Source organism: Streptomyces sp. NPDC049915, from assembly GCF_040656475.1.
In the GTDB taxonomy this organism is placed as follows: Bacteria; Actinomycetota; Actinomycetes; order Streptomycetales; family Streptomycetaceae; genus Streptomyces.
In genome coordinates this window covers 1-15912 of the sequence record NZ_JBFAMH010000029.1, presented here as the reverse complement: position 1 = coordinate 15912, position 15912 = coordinate 1, and the positions used below count along the sequence as shown (strand labels likewise).

The following is a 15912-nucleotide window of genomic DNA, read 5'->3' as shown; positions in this document are numbered from 1 at the left end:
CGCAAAGGGGCGCGGGGCCGTACCGACATGCGGCTCCGCCGCGTGGGCGCGATCAGCCCAACGCGGCGGAGTGCGTCGTACGGCGCCGACAGGCGACCTACGAACCGGACATCACCCGAGGTCACCGGCCGCGGCCAGCTCCGCGACCCGGACCAGCGTCCGCACCGCCGTGCCCGTGCCGCCCTTCGGCGTGTAGCCGAACGGCCCGCCCTCGTTGAACGCCGGACCGGCGATGTCGAGGTGCGCCCACGGGATGTCCTCGCCGACGAACTCGCGCAGGAAGAGACCGGCGACGAGGCCGCCGCCCATCCGCTCACCCATGTTCGCGATGTCGGCGACCTGGGAGTCCATGCCCTTGCGCAGGTGCTCCGGCAGCGGCATCGGCCAGGCCGGCTCGCCGACCTCCTCCGCGGCCTCGTGCACCGCGGCGCGGAACGCGTCGTCGTTGGCCATGACGCCGAACGTCCGGCTGCCCAGCGCCAGCATCATCGCGCCGGTCAGCGTGGCCACGTCGATGATCGCGTCCGGCTTCTCCTCCGACGCCGCCCACAGGGCGTCGCCCAGCACCAGCCGGCCCTCGGCGTCGGTGTTGAGCACCTCGACCGTCTTGCCGCTGTACATGCGCAGCACGTCACCGGGGCGCACGGCGGAACCGGAGGGCATGTTCTCGGCCAGCGCCAGCCAGCCGGTGACATTGACCTCCAGGCCCAGGCGCGCGGCGGCGACGACGGCGGCGAAGACGGCCGCCGCACCGCTCATGTCGCACTTCATGGTCTCGTTGTGACCGGCCGGCTTCAGCGAGATGCCGCCCGAGTCGTAGGTGATGCCCTTGCCCACGAAGGCGAGGTGCTTCTTGGCCTTGGAGCTGGTGTAGGACAGCTTCACCAGGCGCGGAGCGGCCGCGGAGCCGCCGCCGACGCCGAGGATGCCGCCGTAGCCGCCCTTGGTGAGCGCCTTCTCGTCGAGCACCTGCACCCTGATGCCGTGCTCCTTCGCCGCGGTCTGCGCGATCGCGGCGAAGGACTGCGGGGTGAGGTCGTTCGGCGGGGTGTTGATCAGGTCGCGGGCGCGGTTCAGCTCCTCGCCGACCGCGGTGGCGCGGGCCAGCGCGCCCTTGTACGCGGCGTCGCGCGGCTTGCCGCCGAGCAGCACGGCCTCGGCGAGCGGCGCCTTGCCGTTCTTGGCCTTCGCGTCGTTCTTGGCCTGACGGCCGTTCTGCTTGTAGACGTCGAAGGAGTACGCGCCCAGCAGCACGCCCTCCGCGACGGCGCCTGCGTCGGCGGCGTCGGTCAGCGGCAGCGCGAACGCGGCCTTCTTCGTCCCGGTCAGGGTGCGGGCGGCCACGCCGGCGGCCCGGCGCAGCGCCTCGGCGTCGTACGTCTCGTCCTTCTCCGGCTCCGCGCCCAGGCCCACCGCGATCACGAGCGGTGCCTTGAACCCGGCCGGCGCCGGCAGCTTCGTCACCTCGCCCTCGGCACCGGAGGCCCCGAGGGTCTCCAGGACGGCGGCGAGCCGCCCGTCGTAGGCCTTGTCCACGGCCTCGGCGCCCGGTGCGACGACCAGGTCGCCGGACTTGGATCGGGTGCCCTTGGCGACACCGATCACGATCGCGTCGGCCCGCAGACCGGACGCCGCGGCGGTGCTGAGAGTGAGAGCAGTCACGGTGGTGATATCTCGCTTCCGATGTGAAGTTCCTGCGGCCGAGTGGTGTGGGTTCGACCGGACCCGACGGCCGACACTAGATCCGGGTCCGGGAGGCGGTCCCCACCGGGGTGTCCTGACCGGCGCGGCGGACCGGCGGGACACCTGGAGGGAGCCTACGCTCGCGGGCCCGTTCGCTCACTCCTGCGAGCGTTCACCTGTCGGTGGCGTCATGGCCATTTCCCGATCCTCGCACCTGATGACCTGAGTCACACTCATCGGGTTCCGGTGAGTACCGACCTCATCGCTTCGCATCATTTCTGGAGAAGCTCGCCGCCGAACTCGGCATCACCGACGGCCGGCCTCACCTTCTTCGACTTCGCGGTGAACGAGCAGTGCGCCCGGTACGGCGAGTGCGCGCGGCTGACCCCGTTCGTGCGGGCCGGCAAGGCGGTCTTCGCCGTCGAGTACGAGCTGCCGACGGGCCGCTTCTGCGCGGCCTCGCGCCGCCTGGGGCTGAGTTCGATGCTCAAGAAGTACGAACTGGGGGCGTGGCGCCGGCCCTGCTGAGACCCAGTCCCGTCACCGCCGTCCCCGCGATCCGGTCGGCCAGTGAACGGCGGCTGGGGGAGAACACCGGCAGCGCGTTGACCAGGAACAGCAGCATCGCCAGCGCCCACACCAGGAACGACAGTGCGAAGTGCCCCCCGATCAGCAGCACGCAGGCCACCGCGTACACGGCGACGTCGGCGGCCGTGGTGACGGCGGCGCGCAGCGCGGCCCGGCGCGGGGCGGCCTCCGCCACCCTCAGACCGAGCACGCCCTTGCCGACGGTGCGCCCGAGGAGGACGAGGCAGGCCCACTGGTAGGCGAACGTGGCGAGCACCAGCACCGCGAAGGCCTGCTCCACGTACAGCACCGCCTTGTGCCACAGCGACGACCCGAGGTGCTCGGAGGCGCCGAGCACGTCGCCGCGCGAGGTCAGCAGATCCAGGCCGCCGCGGGTGGCGAGTTCGGGCACGTCGGTGACGAGCGCGGATATCCGGTGGAAGGTGAGCACCGCGAGCGCCGACGCCGCCGCGACGACGAGCGCGAAGTCGATGAACCAGGCCACGGCACGGCGCAGCTTGGGCATGACGGTCCCCCGATCGATCATTGTCCGTGTACGGCGGAAGAGATTACCGACCCAGGCACAGCACCAGCAGGACGACCGTTGCGGCCGTCTCCGCCAGCGCGCCGAACACATCACCGGTGACCCCGCCGAAGCGGCGGACGCAGTGCCGCAGCAGGAGTTCGGCGGCGGCGAGCGCGAGCAGCACCGCGAGAGCGGCGCGCAGCGCGTCGTATACGCCGAGGAGGGCGCCGCCCGCCGCGGCGGCAGCGGTGACCAGGGCGGCGGCGCCCGCCGCGCCGCCCGCCGGTACGACCCCTGCCACGGCGGCGCCGAGGCCCTCGGGACGGGCGGCCGGGACTCCCCGCCGGGCCGCCAGCGTCAGCGCCAGCCGGGCGGTGGCGGCCGAGACGAGGGCGGCCAGCGTGCCACGGCCCCAGGAGCCGCCGTAGAGCTGCGCGAGCGCCGCGACCTGGGCGAGCAGCACGAAGACCAGCGTGAGCACGCCGAACGGCCCGATGTCCGACTGCTTCATGATCCGCAGCGCGTCCTCGGCGGGCTTGCCGCTGCCCAGCCCGTCCGCGGTGTCGGCGAGCCCGTCCAGGTGCAGTCCCCGGGTCAGTACGGCGGGGACGGCGGCCGCGGCGGCGCAGGCGAGCAGCGCGCCGGCGCCCAGGGCCAGCAGGGCGAGCGCGCAGCCGGCGGCCAGGGCGCCGACGACCAGGCCGGCGACGGGCGCGGCCAGCATGCCGCCGCGAGCGGCTCCGCGGTCCCAGCGGGTGACGGTGACCGGCAGGACGGTGAGCGTGCCGAAGGCGAACCGCAGGCCGTCGAGGGGGGAGGGGGTCGTGGACACCGGCGCAGGGTATCCGGGGGGCGCGCGGGCACGGACGGCGGCCGGGGACGAGCGCGACTAAAGTGCGGATATGGGGCATTGGTGGGTGCGCAACATCGTGGAGCCGGGCAAGCTGCCCCTGCTCCTCGCTCTGACCGCCTTCGTGCTGACCTTTCTGGTCACCCGGCTCATCACCCGGCTGATCCGGGCCGGCAAGGGCCCCTTCGGCAATGTGAAGGCGGGCGGGGTGCACGTCCACCACGTCGTCCCGGGGGTCGTCCTCACCGTCGTGGGAGGCTTCGGCGCGGTCGCCGGCGGGCAGCACGGCTTCGGCTCGGGCCTCGCCGCGGTCGTCTTCGGCATCGGCGCCGGGCTGGTCCTGGACGAGTTCGCGCTGATCCTGCACCTCGACGACGTCTACTGGAGCGAGGCGGGCCGCCAGAGCGTCGAACTCGTCGTCTTCACCGCCGCGCTGGTCGGGCTGGTCCTCGTCGGCTTCGCGCCCTTCGGCGTCAACGACCTCAGCCAGGGGGAGCTGCAGGACCGGGGGCAGGTCATCCTGACCGTCGGGGTGAACTTCCTCTTCTCGCTGATCGCCCTCGCCAAGGGCAAGGGCCGCATGGCCGTCATCGGCGTGATCATCCCCTTCATCGCGCTGATCGGCGCCGTACGGCTGGCCCGTCCCGGCTCCCTGTGGGCCAAGCGCCTCTACCGCCGCCGTCCCCGCGCCCGGGCCAAGGCCGGACTGCGCGCCTACCGCCACGACCTGCGCTGGTCCCGGCCCCGCCGTGCCGTCCAGGACTGGCTCGGCGGCAAACCGGATCCCGAGCCGGCCCGGACCGTCGAACGCCGGTGACGCCGCCGCCACTGCGCCGCCGCGCACAGCACCACCACGCCCGCGAGCGCGGCCAGGTGCTCCTTGCCGGCCAGGTTCTCCTTCACCAGCACCTCGGCGATCATCGCCACGGTCACCGCCGCGGCCGTGACATGGGCCCCGTAGTGCCAGCACAGGTACACCGCGAGACACACCACGGCCGCCGACGGGCCCGTGTCGACCACCTGGGCGTCGGAGGCGGGCAGGCCGAGCGGGCTGTGCGGGCCGAGCCGGATGCCGAGGCGGGCGTAGAGGGTGCCGGCCAGGGTCGCGGCATAGGCGATGACCAGGGTCCGCCACCAGCCCAGGCACAGCTCGGCGATGCCGAACACCAGCAGGATCTGGGCCAGCGCGCCCCATACGGGCAGGTCGAGCGCGGGCACGTACAGGGACAGGGGCGTGCGCAGCAGGGCCAGCCAGAGGGGGTCCTCGGCACGCACGGCGCCGGCGGCCTGCACGACGCCGAAGCCCCAGGGCTGGTTCTGCACGAACTGGAGCACGGCCGTCAGGCACACCGCCGCCAACGTCATCGGAGCCGCCCGCCAGTGCCGCTTGAGCAGCGGCTCGCGCACGGTGACGTACAGCAGTCCCCATTCGGCGCGGGCCCAGCGGGCGAGGTGGTTCATCTGCGGGTCTCCAAATGCGTACGGTGCAGCCACTTCGGCAGCCCCGGCGCCTCCAGGAAGCCTTCCGCGCGCGCCGCGGCGAGGCCGATGCGCAGCAGGTCCGCGCTCTTCTCGAAGAGCAGGAACCGGGGCTCCCAGATGGGCCGGTACTTCGCGTTGGCGCGGTAGAGCGACTCGATCTGCCACCACCGGGAGAAGAAGCTGAGCAGCGACCGCCACAGCCTCAGCACCGGCCCGGCGCCGAGACGTGCGCCACGTTCGAAGACCGAGCGGAACATCGCGAAGTTGAGAGAGACCTGGGTGATCCCGATCTCGCCGGCCCGCCGCAGCAGTTCGATGACCATGAACTCCATCAGGCCGTTGTCGGAGTCCCGGTCCCGCCGCATCAGGTCCAGGGAGAGCCCCTTCGGACCCCAGGGCACGAAGGACAGCAGCGCCCGCAGCCGGCCCTCGGCGTCATGGCACTCCAGCATCACGCACCGGCCGTCGTCGCTGTCCCCGAGCCGTCCCAGCGCCATGCTGAAGCCCCGCTCGGTGGCCCCGTCCCGCCAGTCGTCGGCGCGGCGCACCAGATGCGTCATCTCGTCCGCCGGGATCTCCTCGTGCCGCCGGATCCGCACCGTGTACCCGGCCCGCCGCACCCGGTTGCAGGCCTGCCGCACCGTGCGCATGGCCCGCCCCTCCAGGGTGAACTCGGCGACCTCCACCACCGCCTCGTCGCCGAGCTCCAGCGCGTCCAGGCCGTGCCGCGCGTACACGGTCCCGGCCTCCTCGCTCGCCCCCATCACCGCCGGGATCCAGCCGTGCGCGCGGGCCTGTGCCAGCCACGGCTCGATCGCCCCCGGCCACGCCTCCGGATCGCCCAGCGGATCCCCGGACGCCAGTGACACCCCGCCGAGCACCCGGTAGGCGACGGCCGCCTTCCCCGTCGGCGACCACACCACGCTCTTCTCGCGGCGCAGCGCGAAGTAGCCGAGCGAGTCCCGCTCCCCGTGCCGCTCCAGCAGTTCCCGCAGCCCCTTCTCGTCCTCGGCGGTGAGCGGGTCGACGGCCCGCCGGGAGCGGAAGGCGGCGTACAGGACGGCGAGCACCAGGGCCGTGCTGAGCACGTTGACCGCCACGTCCACCCAGGTGGGCGTCGACAGGCCGGGGAAGCGGGAGTCGTCCGCGGCGACCGAGACCAGCCGCAGCGTGCCGTACCGCCAGCGGGAGGCGAACGTCGAACGGCCGGCGTCCGCCGCCTGGTTGGTGACCGTCACCAGCAGCGCCGCCAGCAGCGAAGCGGCGAGCCCGCCACCGGCGGCGACCACGGCGGCGAGCCGGGGGTTGGACCGGTCGCCCTTGGCGTAGAACGCACGCCGGCCGGCGAGCAGCGAAGCGACGAAGGCCGCGGTCAGGGCCAGCGACACCCAGTTCTGAGCGGAGCGCCGGATCTCCGGCAGCAGCGCCATGGCCAGGGCGAACAGCGCGAGGAACGCCCCGCCGAGCACCAGGTTCAAGATCCACGCGGCCCGTTTGCGCCGCCGTATGGTGACGGCCAGGAACGCGGTGAAGACACCCGACGCGAACCCGGCCGTCAGCAGGTAGGGCGTGAAGAGGTTCTCCTGGTTGTGCCGCCGTACGTCCTGCCCGAGGGAGACCCACACCGCGCTCAGGAAGTTGACGAAGGCGACGGCGCGCAGATACCAGACGGCGAAGGCGGCGGCCCGACGTGCGATGCGGCTCTCTCCCATGACCGGGGATCATATGGCCGCCGTTGGGGGAAACCGCCCCATTTGCTCTGCCCGGGGTGGTCGCTACTCCCCGTCGCTTTCGTCCACCGAAGCGGACTTTTCGGCCTTGTCTAGATGTCTGCGTTGTCTGCGTTGTCTGCGTTGTTTGCGTTCTCTGCGTTGACGGCGTCGTCTTCGCTGTCTTCCTTGACGTCCTTCTCCGGCAGCTCCGCCGCGAGGGCCGCCGCGGCCTGCACCAGCGGCAGCGCGAGCAGACCGCCGGCGCCCTCGCCGACCCGCACGCCCTGGTCCAGCAGTGGCTCCAGCGCCATCCGGTCCAGCGCCTTGGCCTGCCCCGGCTCCCCGCCGGTGTGCCCGGCCAGCCACCAGTCCGGCGCCCGGAACGCGATCCGCTGCCCGACCAGCGCGCACGCCGCGGTCACCACGCCGTCCAGGATCACCGGCACCTTGCGCACCGCGCACTGCAGCAGGAAGCCCGTCATCGCCGTCAGGTCGGCGCCGCCCACGGCCGCCAGCAACTGCAACTGGTCGCCCAGCACCGGCCGGGCCCGGCGCAGCGCGTCCCGGATCGCCGCGCACTTGCGCATCCACGCCAGATCGTCGATGGCCAGCCCGCCCCGCCCGGTCACCACCGACGCGTCGGTCCCGCACAGCGCCGCGATCAGCACCCCGGCCGCCGTGGTCCCGCCGACGCTGACGTCGCCGAGCACGATCAGATCCGTACCGGAGTCGGCCTCCTCGTCGGCCACCGCGACACCGGCCCGGAAAGCGGCCTCCGCCTCCTGGAGGGTGAGCGCGTCCTCGACGTCGATCCGGCCGCTCCCGCGCCGCACCCGGTGCCGTACGACGTCAGCGGGCAGCTCCTCCGGCGCGCAGTCCAGCGCCATGTCGACCACCCGCACGGGGACGCCGAGCTGCCGGGCCAGCACCGACACCGGCCGGGCGCCCTCCAGCACGTCCCGCACCAGCGCCGCCGCGGTGCCGGCGGGGCGCGCCGAGACGTCCAGCTCGGCGATCCCGTGGTCGCCGGCGAACAGCACGACCCGGGGATGTCCGACGGGGCGCACCGGCACGACGCCCTGCGCCGCGGCCAGCCACTCGCCCAGTTCGTCCAGGCGTCCCAGCGCTCCGGCCGGCACGATCTGACGCTCGCGGCGGGCCTCCGCGTCGCGGCGCACCCCGCCGTCGGGGCGCTCGATGAGATCGGTGAAGTCGTCGAGATTAAGCGAGCTCATTCGCCGAACAGTACCGGCACCGGTCGAACACGACCGCGCCACGCCGTGACCCCGCGGGCATGGCGTCGTTGCACCCCGGAAGGCGGTCCCGTACGTTCCGTTTTGCCACGGATTGTCGTCTGGGAGGCGCCGATGTCGACCGTTCCGCCCCTGCCGGCCGTTCCACCCATGCCGAGCCTCCCGCCCACCCCGCTGCAGCCACGGGCACCGCGCGCGCAGTGCCCATGGTGCGGCTCGGCGCTGCTGACCGGCCGGCGCCGCCTGCGGGCACTCGCCCGCCGCCTCGCCCGCCTCGTCGCGGAGCCCGAGAGCTGGCTCGACGTGGGCACCGGCGACGGCGCGTTCCCGGACGCGGCACGGGAGTTCTTCCCGTACACCTCCTTCGACGGCGTCGACCCCGCCCCCCGCGTGCTGTGGGCGCGCGCCGCGGAACGCGTCGAGGAGGCCTACGTCGGCCAGCTCACCGACACCGGGCTGACCGGCCGCTACGACGTCGTCACCCTGCTCCACCACCTGGAACACAGTGCCGACCCGCGCCGGGAACTGGCCGCCGCCCTCACCGCCCTGCGCCCCGGCGGCCACCTCGTCGTCGAACTCCACACCCGCAACAGCCCGTTCAGACCCGCCGACGTGCACACCGAACTGACGGACCGGGGCTGCACCCTGCTGACGAAGAGACCCCGCGCCTGGTCACCGACGTACCGCGTCATCGCCCGGAAGAACTGACCCGGGCTCAGCCGCGCAGCACCAGCGCCTGCCCGGCCACGACCAGCACCACCTGCTCGCACTCACCGGCGACCGCCGCGTTCAGCCGGCCCAGCTCGTCCCGGTAGCGCCGCCCCGACGCCGTGGCCGGCACCACGCCGGAGCCGACCTCGTTGGACACCAGCACCACCGTCCGCCGCGCCGTGCGCACCGCCCGAGCAAGCGCCGCCACCCGCTCGCGCAGGGCACGCTCACCGCCACCGGCCCACGTCCCGTCCTCCCACGCCCCGACCGAGTCCATCGCGTGGGCCAGCCACAGCGACAGACAGTCGATCAGCACCGGCGGCCCCTCCTCCTGCAGCAGCGGCACCAGGTCGACCGTCTCCGCCGTGCGCCACGACCCCGGCCGCCGCTCCCGGTGCAGCGCCACCCGCGCCGCCCACTCCGCGTCCCCGTCCCGGGCGCCGCCCGTCGCCACGTACAGCACGTCCGGGAACGCCTCCAGACGCCGCTCCGCCTCCACCGACTTGCCCGACCGGGCCCCGCCCAGCACCAGCGTCCGCCGCGGTACGTCGGGCACGTCCTCGTACGCCCCGACCACCAGCGTCGTCCCGTCCGGCACCGCCCGCGCGCCCGCCGCCGCGAGCCGCCGCGACAGCTCACGGCCCGGCGGCACATCGTGGTCGAGGTGGACCGCGACGACATCCGTGGCCGGCCCCACCGCGCCCACCGCCCGCAGCCGGGCCAGCGCGTCCGGCCGCCCCACGACGTCCGCCAGCACCATGTCGTACGGCGCCGCCGGACCGGATGCCGCCTCCAGCCCGGCCGGCGCGCAGCCCGGCGGCAGATACAGCAGCCGCTGCCCCTCGGGACCGGTCACCGCGTATCCCGTGCCCGGCGTGTCCATCGCCAGCGCCCGCACCCGATGCCCCGTCAGCAGCGCCAGCTCCCGCCCGTCCGGCACCCGCCCGGGCTGCGGCAGCCCGGCCGGCACCTCCACCGGCGGCCCGTCGTGCGGATGCGACAGCAGCACCTGCCGTACCCCGCCCAGCGAATGCCCGGCCCGGGCCGCCGCGAACGCCGCGCCCGGGGTGAGATCCAGCAGCAGGGTCCCGTCCACCAGGACAGCGGTCGCCGCCCGCGCGTCGCCGCCCAGCGAGGTCGCGCAACCGGCGCAGGGACAGTCGGGGCGGGGCAGTCCCGCGGGGGCACCGGTACCGAGCAGAGTCACGTCCACGTCATGATTTTCTCCGGTCTTCGCCCGGCTCGCGTCACGGAGACCCCCAGGGGGTTCGGGGCCCGCTCGATACGCGGCTCCGCCGCCTGGGCGAGACCAGCCCCACCGCCCGCATTTTGACCAATCACCTGCGGTCTCTTGGCGGCTCACCCGGCGGAGCGCATACGCTGCGGGCAGGAGCCGGACCAAGATCCGGCGTCCGCCGGAGCAGGTACTCACACCCGGGAGGCGTACATGGCGGCATGGACGTGGCGGTTCGAGAAGGCCGACGGGACGGAGGTCCAGCCCGCGGTGCAGCCGGAGGAGTTCACCACCCAGGGGGACGCGGAGTCCTGGATCGGGGAGAACTGGAAGGCCCTGGCGGAGGGCGGCGCGGACCAGGTACGGCTGTTCGAGGACGCCACGGAGATCTACGGCCCGATGAGCCTGCACGCGGACGAGTCGTAGGAAAGCGGCGCCCGGGGGCGGGCCGACCGCCCCCGGCGCCGTGTCACTGCTCGCCGAGCGTCACGTCCACCGTCTTCTCACGGCCGTCCCGCTTGTACGTCACCGTCGTCTTCTGGCCCGGCTTGTCCGAGGCCAGCGCCTCGGCGAGCGAGGTGATGGTGGTGATGGTGGTGGTGCCCACCTTGGTGATGACGTCCCCGGCCTGCAGGCCCGCCGTGTCGGCGGCGCCGCCGCTGACGACGTCGACGATCACGACCCCGGCGGGCTGGAAGCTGTCGTCGACGAACGTGCGGGCCGTGATGCCCAGCGCCGCGCGGCCCGAGTCGGTCACCTTGCCGCTGCTGACGATCTGACCCGCGATCGTCTTCACCATCGACGCGGGGATCGCGAAGCCGATGCCGGGCGCCGAACTGCCGCCGAGCTGGGGGTCGATGGCGGCCAGCGTCGGGATGCCGACGACCTGACCCTCCAGATTGACCAGCGCGCCGCCGCTGTTGCCGGGGTTGATGGCCGCCGACGTCTGCACCATGTTGGCGATGGTGGCGCCCGTACCCCCGCCGCTGCTGTTCTCGGTGACGGTCCGTCCGGTCGCCGAGACGATGCCCTGCGTCACGCTGGACGACAGACCGAGCGGCGAGCCCATGGCGAGCACGATCTGCCCCACCTCCACCTTGGCCGAGTCGCCGAACGTCGCGGCCCGCAGCCCGGCCGGCACCTTGTCCAGCTTGACTACGGCGAGATCCTGCTGCGGGTAGGAGGAGACCAGGGTCGCGGTGAGCGGTTCGCCGCTGTTGGCCGTCGTCACCTTGAAGGTCTTCTCGTCGCCGACGACGTGCGCGTTGGTGACGATGTGCCCCTTGCCGTCGTACACCACGCCCGAGCCGAGGTCGTTGCTCGCCTGGATCTGCACGACGGAGGGCAGTACCTCCCGGATCACCTTCAGATAGGCGGACTGGAGGTCGGTTCCCGCCCGGTCGGCCGCGGCGGGCTGCGCCGCCTGTGCCGTCGCGTTCTCCTCGCGGGACGAGGTGACGCCGGAGCACCCGGACAACAGGAGGGCACCGCACACACAGACGGCGACGGCGAACCGGAGACGGGCGGCAGCGGCACGGGAAACGTCCATGGCCCGAGTCTCACGTCCGGGCGGACCCCCGGCCCGCGCAGCTCACCCGAACGAGCGGCCCACCCGACGCAGCGGACCGGACCGTCAGCCGCGCACCCCGCACAGGTGCAGCAGCGCCGCGACGCCCCGGTAGGGGTCCGTGCGGCCGGCCTTCTCCTCGACCGTGAGGAGGGTGTCGAGGTCGGCGGGCGCCTCGGCGCCGTCCGCCGCCGTGTCGGTGAAGACCCGCACCCCGTACCAGCTGTGCAGGGGTGCGCCGATCCCGGCGAGCGTGGCCGTCAGCGTCGCCAGCCGGTCGGCGCGTACGTCCATGCCGAGGCGGTTGCGATAGGCGGTCGTGTCGAACGCGGCCAGCGCCCCGGCCCAGTCGCCGGACAGCCCCGGCCGCATCGCCAGCGCGTCGCCGTTGCGCACCAGCAGCGACAGCAGCCCGCCCGGGGCGAGCATCCGGGCCAGCCCCGCCACCAGCGGGTCGGGCTCCTCGACGTACATCAGCACGCCGTGGCACAGCACCACGTCGAAGCTGCCCGGCAGGAAGTGCACGCCGGTGTCCCGGCCGTCGCCCTCGATGATCCGCATCCGCTCCCGGATGCCCTCCGGCTCACCGGCGAGCATCTCCCGGGCCGCGGCGATCATCGTGCGGTCCTGCTCCAGACCGGTCACCTTGTGCCCGGCCCGGACCAGCCGCAGCGCCTGCGTGCCCTGCCCCATCCCCACGTCGAGCACCCGCAGCCGCTGCCCGATCGGGAACCGCCCGGCTATCTGCTCGTCCAGCTGCCGTGCCACCAGTTCCTGGCGGACGACGTCCCGCAGCCCGCCCAGCTTGCTCAGCCAGGCCTCGGCCGCGCCCCCGGTGAACGGTGTCGTGCTCAGGGCCGCTCTCCGCGCTTGACCTGCGGCTTGGGCAGCCGGAGCCGGCGCATCTGAAGCGAGCGCATCAGCGCGTAGGCCACCGCGCCGCGCTTGTTCTGGTCGGGGAAGCGCTCGGCCAGCCGCTTCTTCAGCCGGACGCCCGTGACGATCGAGTCGAGCACGATCAGCACGATCACGATCAGCCAGAGCAACAGCGCGATGCTCTGCAGGGCCCCCACGCGCACCATGCTCAGCACGAGGATGACCACGGCCATCGGGAGGAAGAACTCCGCGATGTTGAAGCGGGAGTCGATGAAGTCGCGCGCGAAACGACGCACCGGGCCCTTGTCCCGGGCCGGCAGATAGCGTTCGTCACCGCTGGCCAGCGCCTGGCGCTGGCGCTCCATCGTGACGCGGCGCTCCTCGCGCTGCCGCTTGGCGGCCTCCTTGCGATTCGTCGGCGTGGTGGCGACACTGCGGCGCTGGGAACGGGCCTCACTCCGCTTGGGAGTGGGCCTGCCCTTCGGGGCCTGCGGGTCGCGGGGCTGCTTGGAGAGGTCTACCGCCGCCTGATCGGCGCCGGGGGCCTTCTCTTCCTTGGCACGGCTACGGAACACAAAACCCAAGGGTAAGGGCATGACCCGCATGGACCCCAGCCCGGTGGGGAACGATCCCGCAACGCCAGACGTCTCTACAAGGACAGAAGGGGCACCGTGGGGCGCCGCGGCCGGGGTCCGCTCTCCTCCCTCCGCCGGAGCGGAGTCGGCCGCAGTCGTCCTTGGGGATGAGCGCATCCGTCCCCGAACAGTGCGTCAATGGAGGCAGGGCCCGTACTGTGGGTCTTGTCGCAGAGCTGGAGCCGGAGTCCGTCAGAAGGGGGCGCGCGAAGCCCATGAGCGGTGTCATGAAGCGTATGGGGATGATCTTCCGCGCGAAGGCGAACAAGGCCCTTGACCGGGCCGAGGACCCGCGCGAGACCCTCGATTACTCGTACCAGAAGCAGCTGGAGCTGCTGCAGAAGGTCCGCCGCGGCGTCGCCGACGTGGCCACCTCCCGCAAGCGCCTGGAGCTCCAGCTCAACCAGCTGCAGCAGCAGTCCACCAAGCTGGAGGAGCAGGGCCGCAAGGCGCTCGCCCTGGGCCGCGAGGACCTCGCCCGTGAGGCGCTGTCCCGCAAGGCGGCCCTGCAGCAGCAGGTGACGGACCTGGAAACGCAGCACGCGACCCTCCAGGGCGAGGAGGAGAAGCTCACCCTGGCGGCCCAGCGCCTGCAGGCCAAGGTCGACGCCTTCCGCACCAAGAAGGAGACCATCAAGGCCACCTACACCGCCGCCCAGGCCCAGACCCGGATCGGCGAGGCGTTCTCCGGCATCTCCGAGGAGATGGGCGACGTCGGCCTGGCCATCCAGCGGGCCGAGGACAAGACCGCGCAGCTGCAGGCCCGCGCCGGCGCGCTCGACGAGCTGATGGCCTCCGGCGCGCTGGACGACCCCTCCGGCATGCACAAGGACGAACTCCAGGCCGAGCTGGACCGGCTCTCCGGTGGTACGGATGTAGAGCTGGAGCTGCAGCGCATGAAGGCCGAGCTGGCCGGCGGCACGTCCGCCGACCGGCAGGCCATCGAGGGCGGCAACGGCCAGGCGCAGCCCCAGCAGCAGCCGCAGGACACCCCGCGCTTCGACAAGCAGTAGGTGAGCGCCGAGAGCCCGGAGGGCGACATGGCCGACATGATCGTACGGATCATGGGGGAGGGGCAGGTGAGGCTGGCGGACAGCCACCTCGCCGAACTCAACAAGCTGGACGACGAGCTCCTGGCCGAGATGGAGAACGGCGACGGGCCCGGCTTCCGCCGCACCCTGGCGGCCCTGCTGACCAAGGTGCGCGAGCTGGGCACACCGCTGCCCGACGACTCCCTGGAGCCGTCGGACCTGATCCTGCCCGCGGCCGAGGCGACGCTGGAGGAGGTCCGCGAGCTGCTCAGCGACGACGGCCTGATCCCCGGCTGAGCACGACCGGCCACGGCGTCCCGCTGCCGCCCGGCACCGGGACGCCGTACCGTACTCAGGCGTGAGCACCCCGCGTACCCTCGACCGCGCCCGATGCCGGCTCAAGGCGCACCCCGCGGCGTTCGACGCGGCGCTGGCCGCCGGGGTGCTGCTCTGCATGGTCGCCGGTTCCTTCGTGGACCCGCACGGCGAGAACGGCGTGACCTGGGGCGTGCGAAGCCCCGGCCTGCTCAGCCTGCTGCTCATGACCGTCGGCGCGGCGGCGCTGGTGGCCCGCCGCCGGGCCCCGATGAGAGTCCTGCTCGTCACGGGCACGGTCGCGATCGTCGAATGCGTCACCGGCGACCCGCGCGCCCCCGTCGCGATGTCCGCGGTAGTGGCCCTCTACACGGTCGCCTCCACCACGGACCGCCCCACGACCTGGCGGGTCGGCCTGCTGACGATGACCGTCCTCACCGGCGCGGCGATGCTCGCCGGCCCGCTGCCCTGGTACGCCCAGGAGAACCTCGGCATCTTCGCCTGGACCGGCATGGCCGCGGCCGCCGGCGACGCGGTGCGCAGCCGGCGCGCCTTCGTCCACGCGATCCGGGAGCGGGCCGAACGGGCGGAACGCACCCGCGAGGAGGAAGCCCGCCGCCGCGTCGCCGAGGAACGCCTGCGCATCGCCCGCGACCTGCACGACGTGGTCGCCCACCACATCGCTCTGGTCAACGTCCAGGCCGGAGTCGCCGCCCACGTCATGGACAAGCGCCCCGACCAGGCCAAGGAAGCCCTGTCCCACGTCCGCGAGGCCAGCCGCAGCGCGCTGAACGAACTGCGCGCCACGGTCGGGCTGCTCCGGCAGTCCGGCGACCCCGAGGCCCCCACCGAGCCGGCGCCCGGTCTGGACCGCCTCGACGAACTCGCCGGCACGTTCCGCAGCGCGGGCCTGCGCGTGGAGGTGGTCTGCGCGGACCAGGACACCACCCTGCCCGCCGCCGTCGGCCTGGCCGCCTACCGGGTCATCCAGGAAGCCCTCACCAACGTCCACAAACACGCGGGTCCCGGGGCGAAGGCCGAGGTCAGCGTGGTCCGGGTCGGCCCCCGCATCGAAATCACGGTCCTCGACGACGGCGCGGGCAAGGACACCACGGCCGCCGCCTCCGGAGGCGGCCACGGCCTCCTGGGCATGCGCGAACGCACAACGGCCCTGGGCGGCACCCTGACCACGGCTCCCCGCTACGGAGGAGGCTTCCGAGTCCACGCGACGCTGCCGCTGGAGCCGCCCGGAACCTCTCACCCTGGGTGACGTGTCCCCCGGCGCCGCTGCGCCTGGGAGGCACGACTGCCCGCAGCTGAGCCAGATGCGGCCGGCACCCGCGTACGGCGGGAAGGGGACGGGGTGGGGGGTGTCCGCCCGCAGCGGCCGGCACCGGCACACTGAGCGCTCGTCGGAAACGGGCGGCCGGACCGCCGTGGCGCCGGAGCACCCCGATTCCTACTACAACG

At 73.3% G+C, this 15912-nt stretch carries 16 protein-coding genes and 1 pseudogene; 7 read left to right on the top strand and 10 right to left on the bottom strand.

What is annotated here, in order from left to right:
• Window positions 1–111: 111 nt before the first annotated feature.
• The gene (locus AB0J12_RS33240) at window positions 112–1662 is read right to left on the bottom strand and encodes a leucyl aminopeptidase (protein WP_363268328.1); all 1551 of its coding nucleotides are present in this window, start codon (window positions 1660–1662) and stop codon (window positions 112–114) included.
• A gap of 351 nt (window positions 1663–2013) precedes the next feature.
• Here AB0J12_RS33240 and AB0J12_RS33235 point away from each other — a divergent pair.
• Window positions 2014–2211, top strand: a pseudogene (locus AB0J12_RS33235) (endo alpha-1,4 polygalactosaminidase); the annotation flags it as partial.
• On the opposite strand, the gene AB0J12_RS33230 reads toward AB0J12_RS33235, so the two are convergent.
• Both AB0J12_RS33230 and AB0J12_RS33225 read right to left on the bottom strand, forming a co-directional pair.
• A complete protein-coding gene (locus AB0J12_RS33230; RefSeq protein WP_363268327.1) occupies window positions 2171–2776 on the bottom strand; it encodes an RDD family protein in 606 nt (201 codons plus the stop codon). The pseudogene AB0J12_RS33235 and the gene AB0J12_RS33230 sit on opposite strands and share 41 nt — an antisense overlap.
• Window positions 2777–2819: 43 nt before the next feature.
• Window positions 2820–3608: an adenosylcobinamide-GDP ribazoletransferase gene (locus AB0J12_RS33225; RefSeq protein ID WP_363268326.1), complete on the bottom strand. Its 789-nt coding sequence runs from the start codon at window positions 3606–3608 to the stop codon at window positions 2820–2822.
• A 70-nt stretch (window positions 3609–3678) separates the two neighbouring features.
• Here AB0J12_RS33225 and AB0J12_RS33220 point away from each other — a divergent pair, with 70 nt between their 5' ends.
• Window positions 3679–4443, top strand: a complete 765-nt coding sequence (locus AB0J12_RS33220) for a hypothetical protein (RefSeq protein ID WP_363268325.1) — start codon at window positions 3679–3681, stop codon at window positions 4441–4443.
• Here AB0J12_RS33220 and AB0J12_RS33215 read toward each other — a convergent pair.
• The 3 genes from AB0J12_RS33215 to cobT all read right to left on the bottom strand — a co-directional run bounded on the left by AB0J12_RS33215 (window position 4341) and on the right by cobT (window position 8055).
• Window positions 4341–5087, bottom strand: a complete 747-nt coding sequence (locus AB0J12_RS33215; RefSeq protein WP_363268324.1) for a hypothetical protein — start codon at window positions 5085–5087, stop codon at window positions 4341–4343. The genes AB0J12_RS33220 and AB0J12_RS33215 overlap by 103 nt on opposite strands.
• The gene (locus AB0J12_RS33210) at window positions 5084–6820 is read right to left on the bottom strand and encodes a phosphatidylglycerol lysyltransferase domain-containing protein (protein WP_363268323.1); all 1737 of its coding nucleotides are present in this window, start codon (window positions 6818–6820) and stop codon (window positions 5084–5086) included. The genes AB0J12_RS33215 and AB0J12_RS33210 overlap by 4 nt, the downstream gene beginning before the upstream one ends.
• Before the next feature lie 110 nt (window positions 6821–6930).
• Entirely contained in the window at window positions 6931–8055 is a 1125-nt protein-coding gene (gene cobT / locus AB0J12_RS33205) for a nicotinate-nucleotide--dimethylbenzimidazole phosphoribosyltransferase (protein ID WP_363268322.1), read from the bottom strand.
• Between the two features lie 168 nt (window positions 8056–8223).
• Here cobT and AB0J12_RS33200 point away from each other — a divergent pair, with 168 nt between their 5' ends.
• The gene (locus AB0J12_RS33200; RefSeq protein WP_363268321.1) at window positions 8224–8781 is read left to right on the top strand and encodes a class I SAM-dependent methyltransferase; all 558 of its coding nucleotides are present in this window, start codon (window positions 8224–8226) and stop codon (window positions 8779–8781) included.
• Between the two features lie 7 nt (window positions 8782–8788).
• On the opposite strand, the gene AB0J12_RS33195 is transcribed toward AB0J12_RS33200, so the two are convergent.
• Window positions 8789–9997, bottom strand: coding sequence for a bifunctional adenosylcobinamide kinase/adenosylcobinamide-phosphate guanylyltransferase (locus AB0J12_RS33195; protein WP_363268319.1), 1209 nt, complete (start codon window positions 9995–9997; stop codon window positions 8789–8791).
• 234 nt (window positions 9998–10231) lie between these two features.
• Between AB0J12_RS33195 and AB0J12_RS33190 the strand changes: the two genes are divergently transcribed.
• Window positions 10232–10444: a hypothetical protein gene (locus tag AB0J12_RS33190; RefSeq protein ID WP_363268318.1), complete on the top strand. Its 213-nt coding sequence runs from the start codon at window positions 10232–10234 to the stop codon at window positions 10442–10444.
• A gap of 43 nt (window positions 10445–10487) precedes the next feature.
• Here the strand turns inward: AB0J12_RS33190 and AB0J12_RS33185 are convergent, their stop codons facing one another.
• From AB0J12_RS33185 to AB0J12_RS33175, 3 genes are all read right to left on the bottom strand, one after another.
• Window positions 10488–11567 (bottom strand): trypsin-like peptidase domain-containing protein, encoded by a 1080-nt coding sequence (locus AB0J12_RS33185; RefSeq protein WP_363268317.1) that lies wholly within the window; start codon window positions 11565–11567, stop codon window positions 10488–10490.
• An 84-nt stretch (window positions 11568–11651) separates the two neighbouring features.
• Window positions 11652–12353, bottom strand: a complete 702-nt coding sequence (locus tag AB0J12_RS33180) for a methyltransferase domain-containing protein (RefSeq protein WP_363268316.1) — start codon at window positions 12351–12353, stop codon at window positions 11652–11654.
• A gap of 83 nt (window positions 12354–12436) precedes the next feature.
• The gene (locus AB0J12_RS33175; RefSeq protein ID WP_363268315.1) at window positions 12437–13066 is read right to left on the bottom strand and encodes a DUF3043 domain-containing protein; all 630 of its coding nucleotides are present in this window, start codon (window positions 13064–13066) and stop codon (window positions 12437–12439) included.
• Window positions 13067–13323: 257 nt separating this feature from the next.
• On the opposite strand from AB0J12_RS33175, the gene AB0J12_RS33170 reads away from it, so the two are divergent.
• The 3 genes from AB0J12_RS33170 to AB0J12_RS33160 all read left to right on the top strand — a co-directional run bounded on the left by AB0J12_RS33170 (window position 13324) and on the right by AB0J12_RS33160 (window position 15712).
• A complete protein-coding gene (locus AB0J12_RS33170; RefSeq protein WP_363268314.1) occupies window positions 13324–14109 on the top strand; it encodes a PspA/IM30 family protein in 786 nt (261 codons plus the stop codon).
• 36 nt (window positions 14110–14145) lie between these two features.
• The gene (locus AB0J12_RS33165; protein WP_363268399.1) at window positions 14146–14424 is read left to right on the top strand and encodes a hypothetical protein; all 279 of its coding nucleotides are present in this window, start codon (window positions 14146–14148) and stop codon (window positions 14422–14424) included.
• Window positions 14425–14485: 61 nt separating this feature from the next.
• Entirely contained in the window at window positions 14486–15712 is a 1227-nt protein-coding gene (locus tag AB0J12_RS33160; RefSeq protein ID WP_363268313.1) for a histidine kinase, read from the top strand.
• Window positions 15713–15912: the final 200 nt, after the last annotated feature.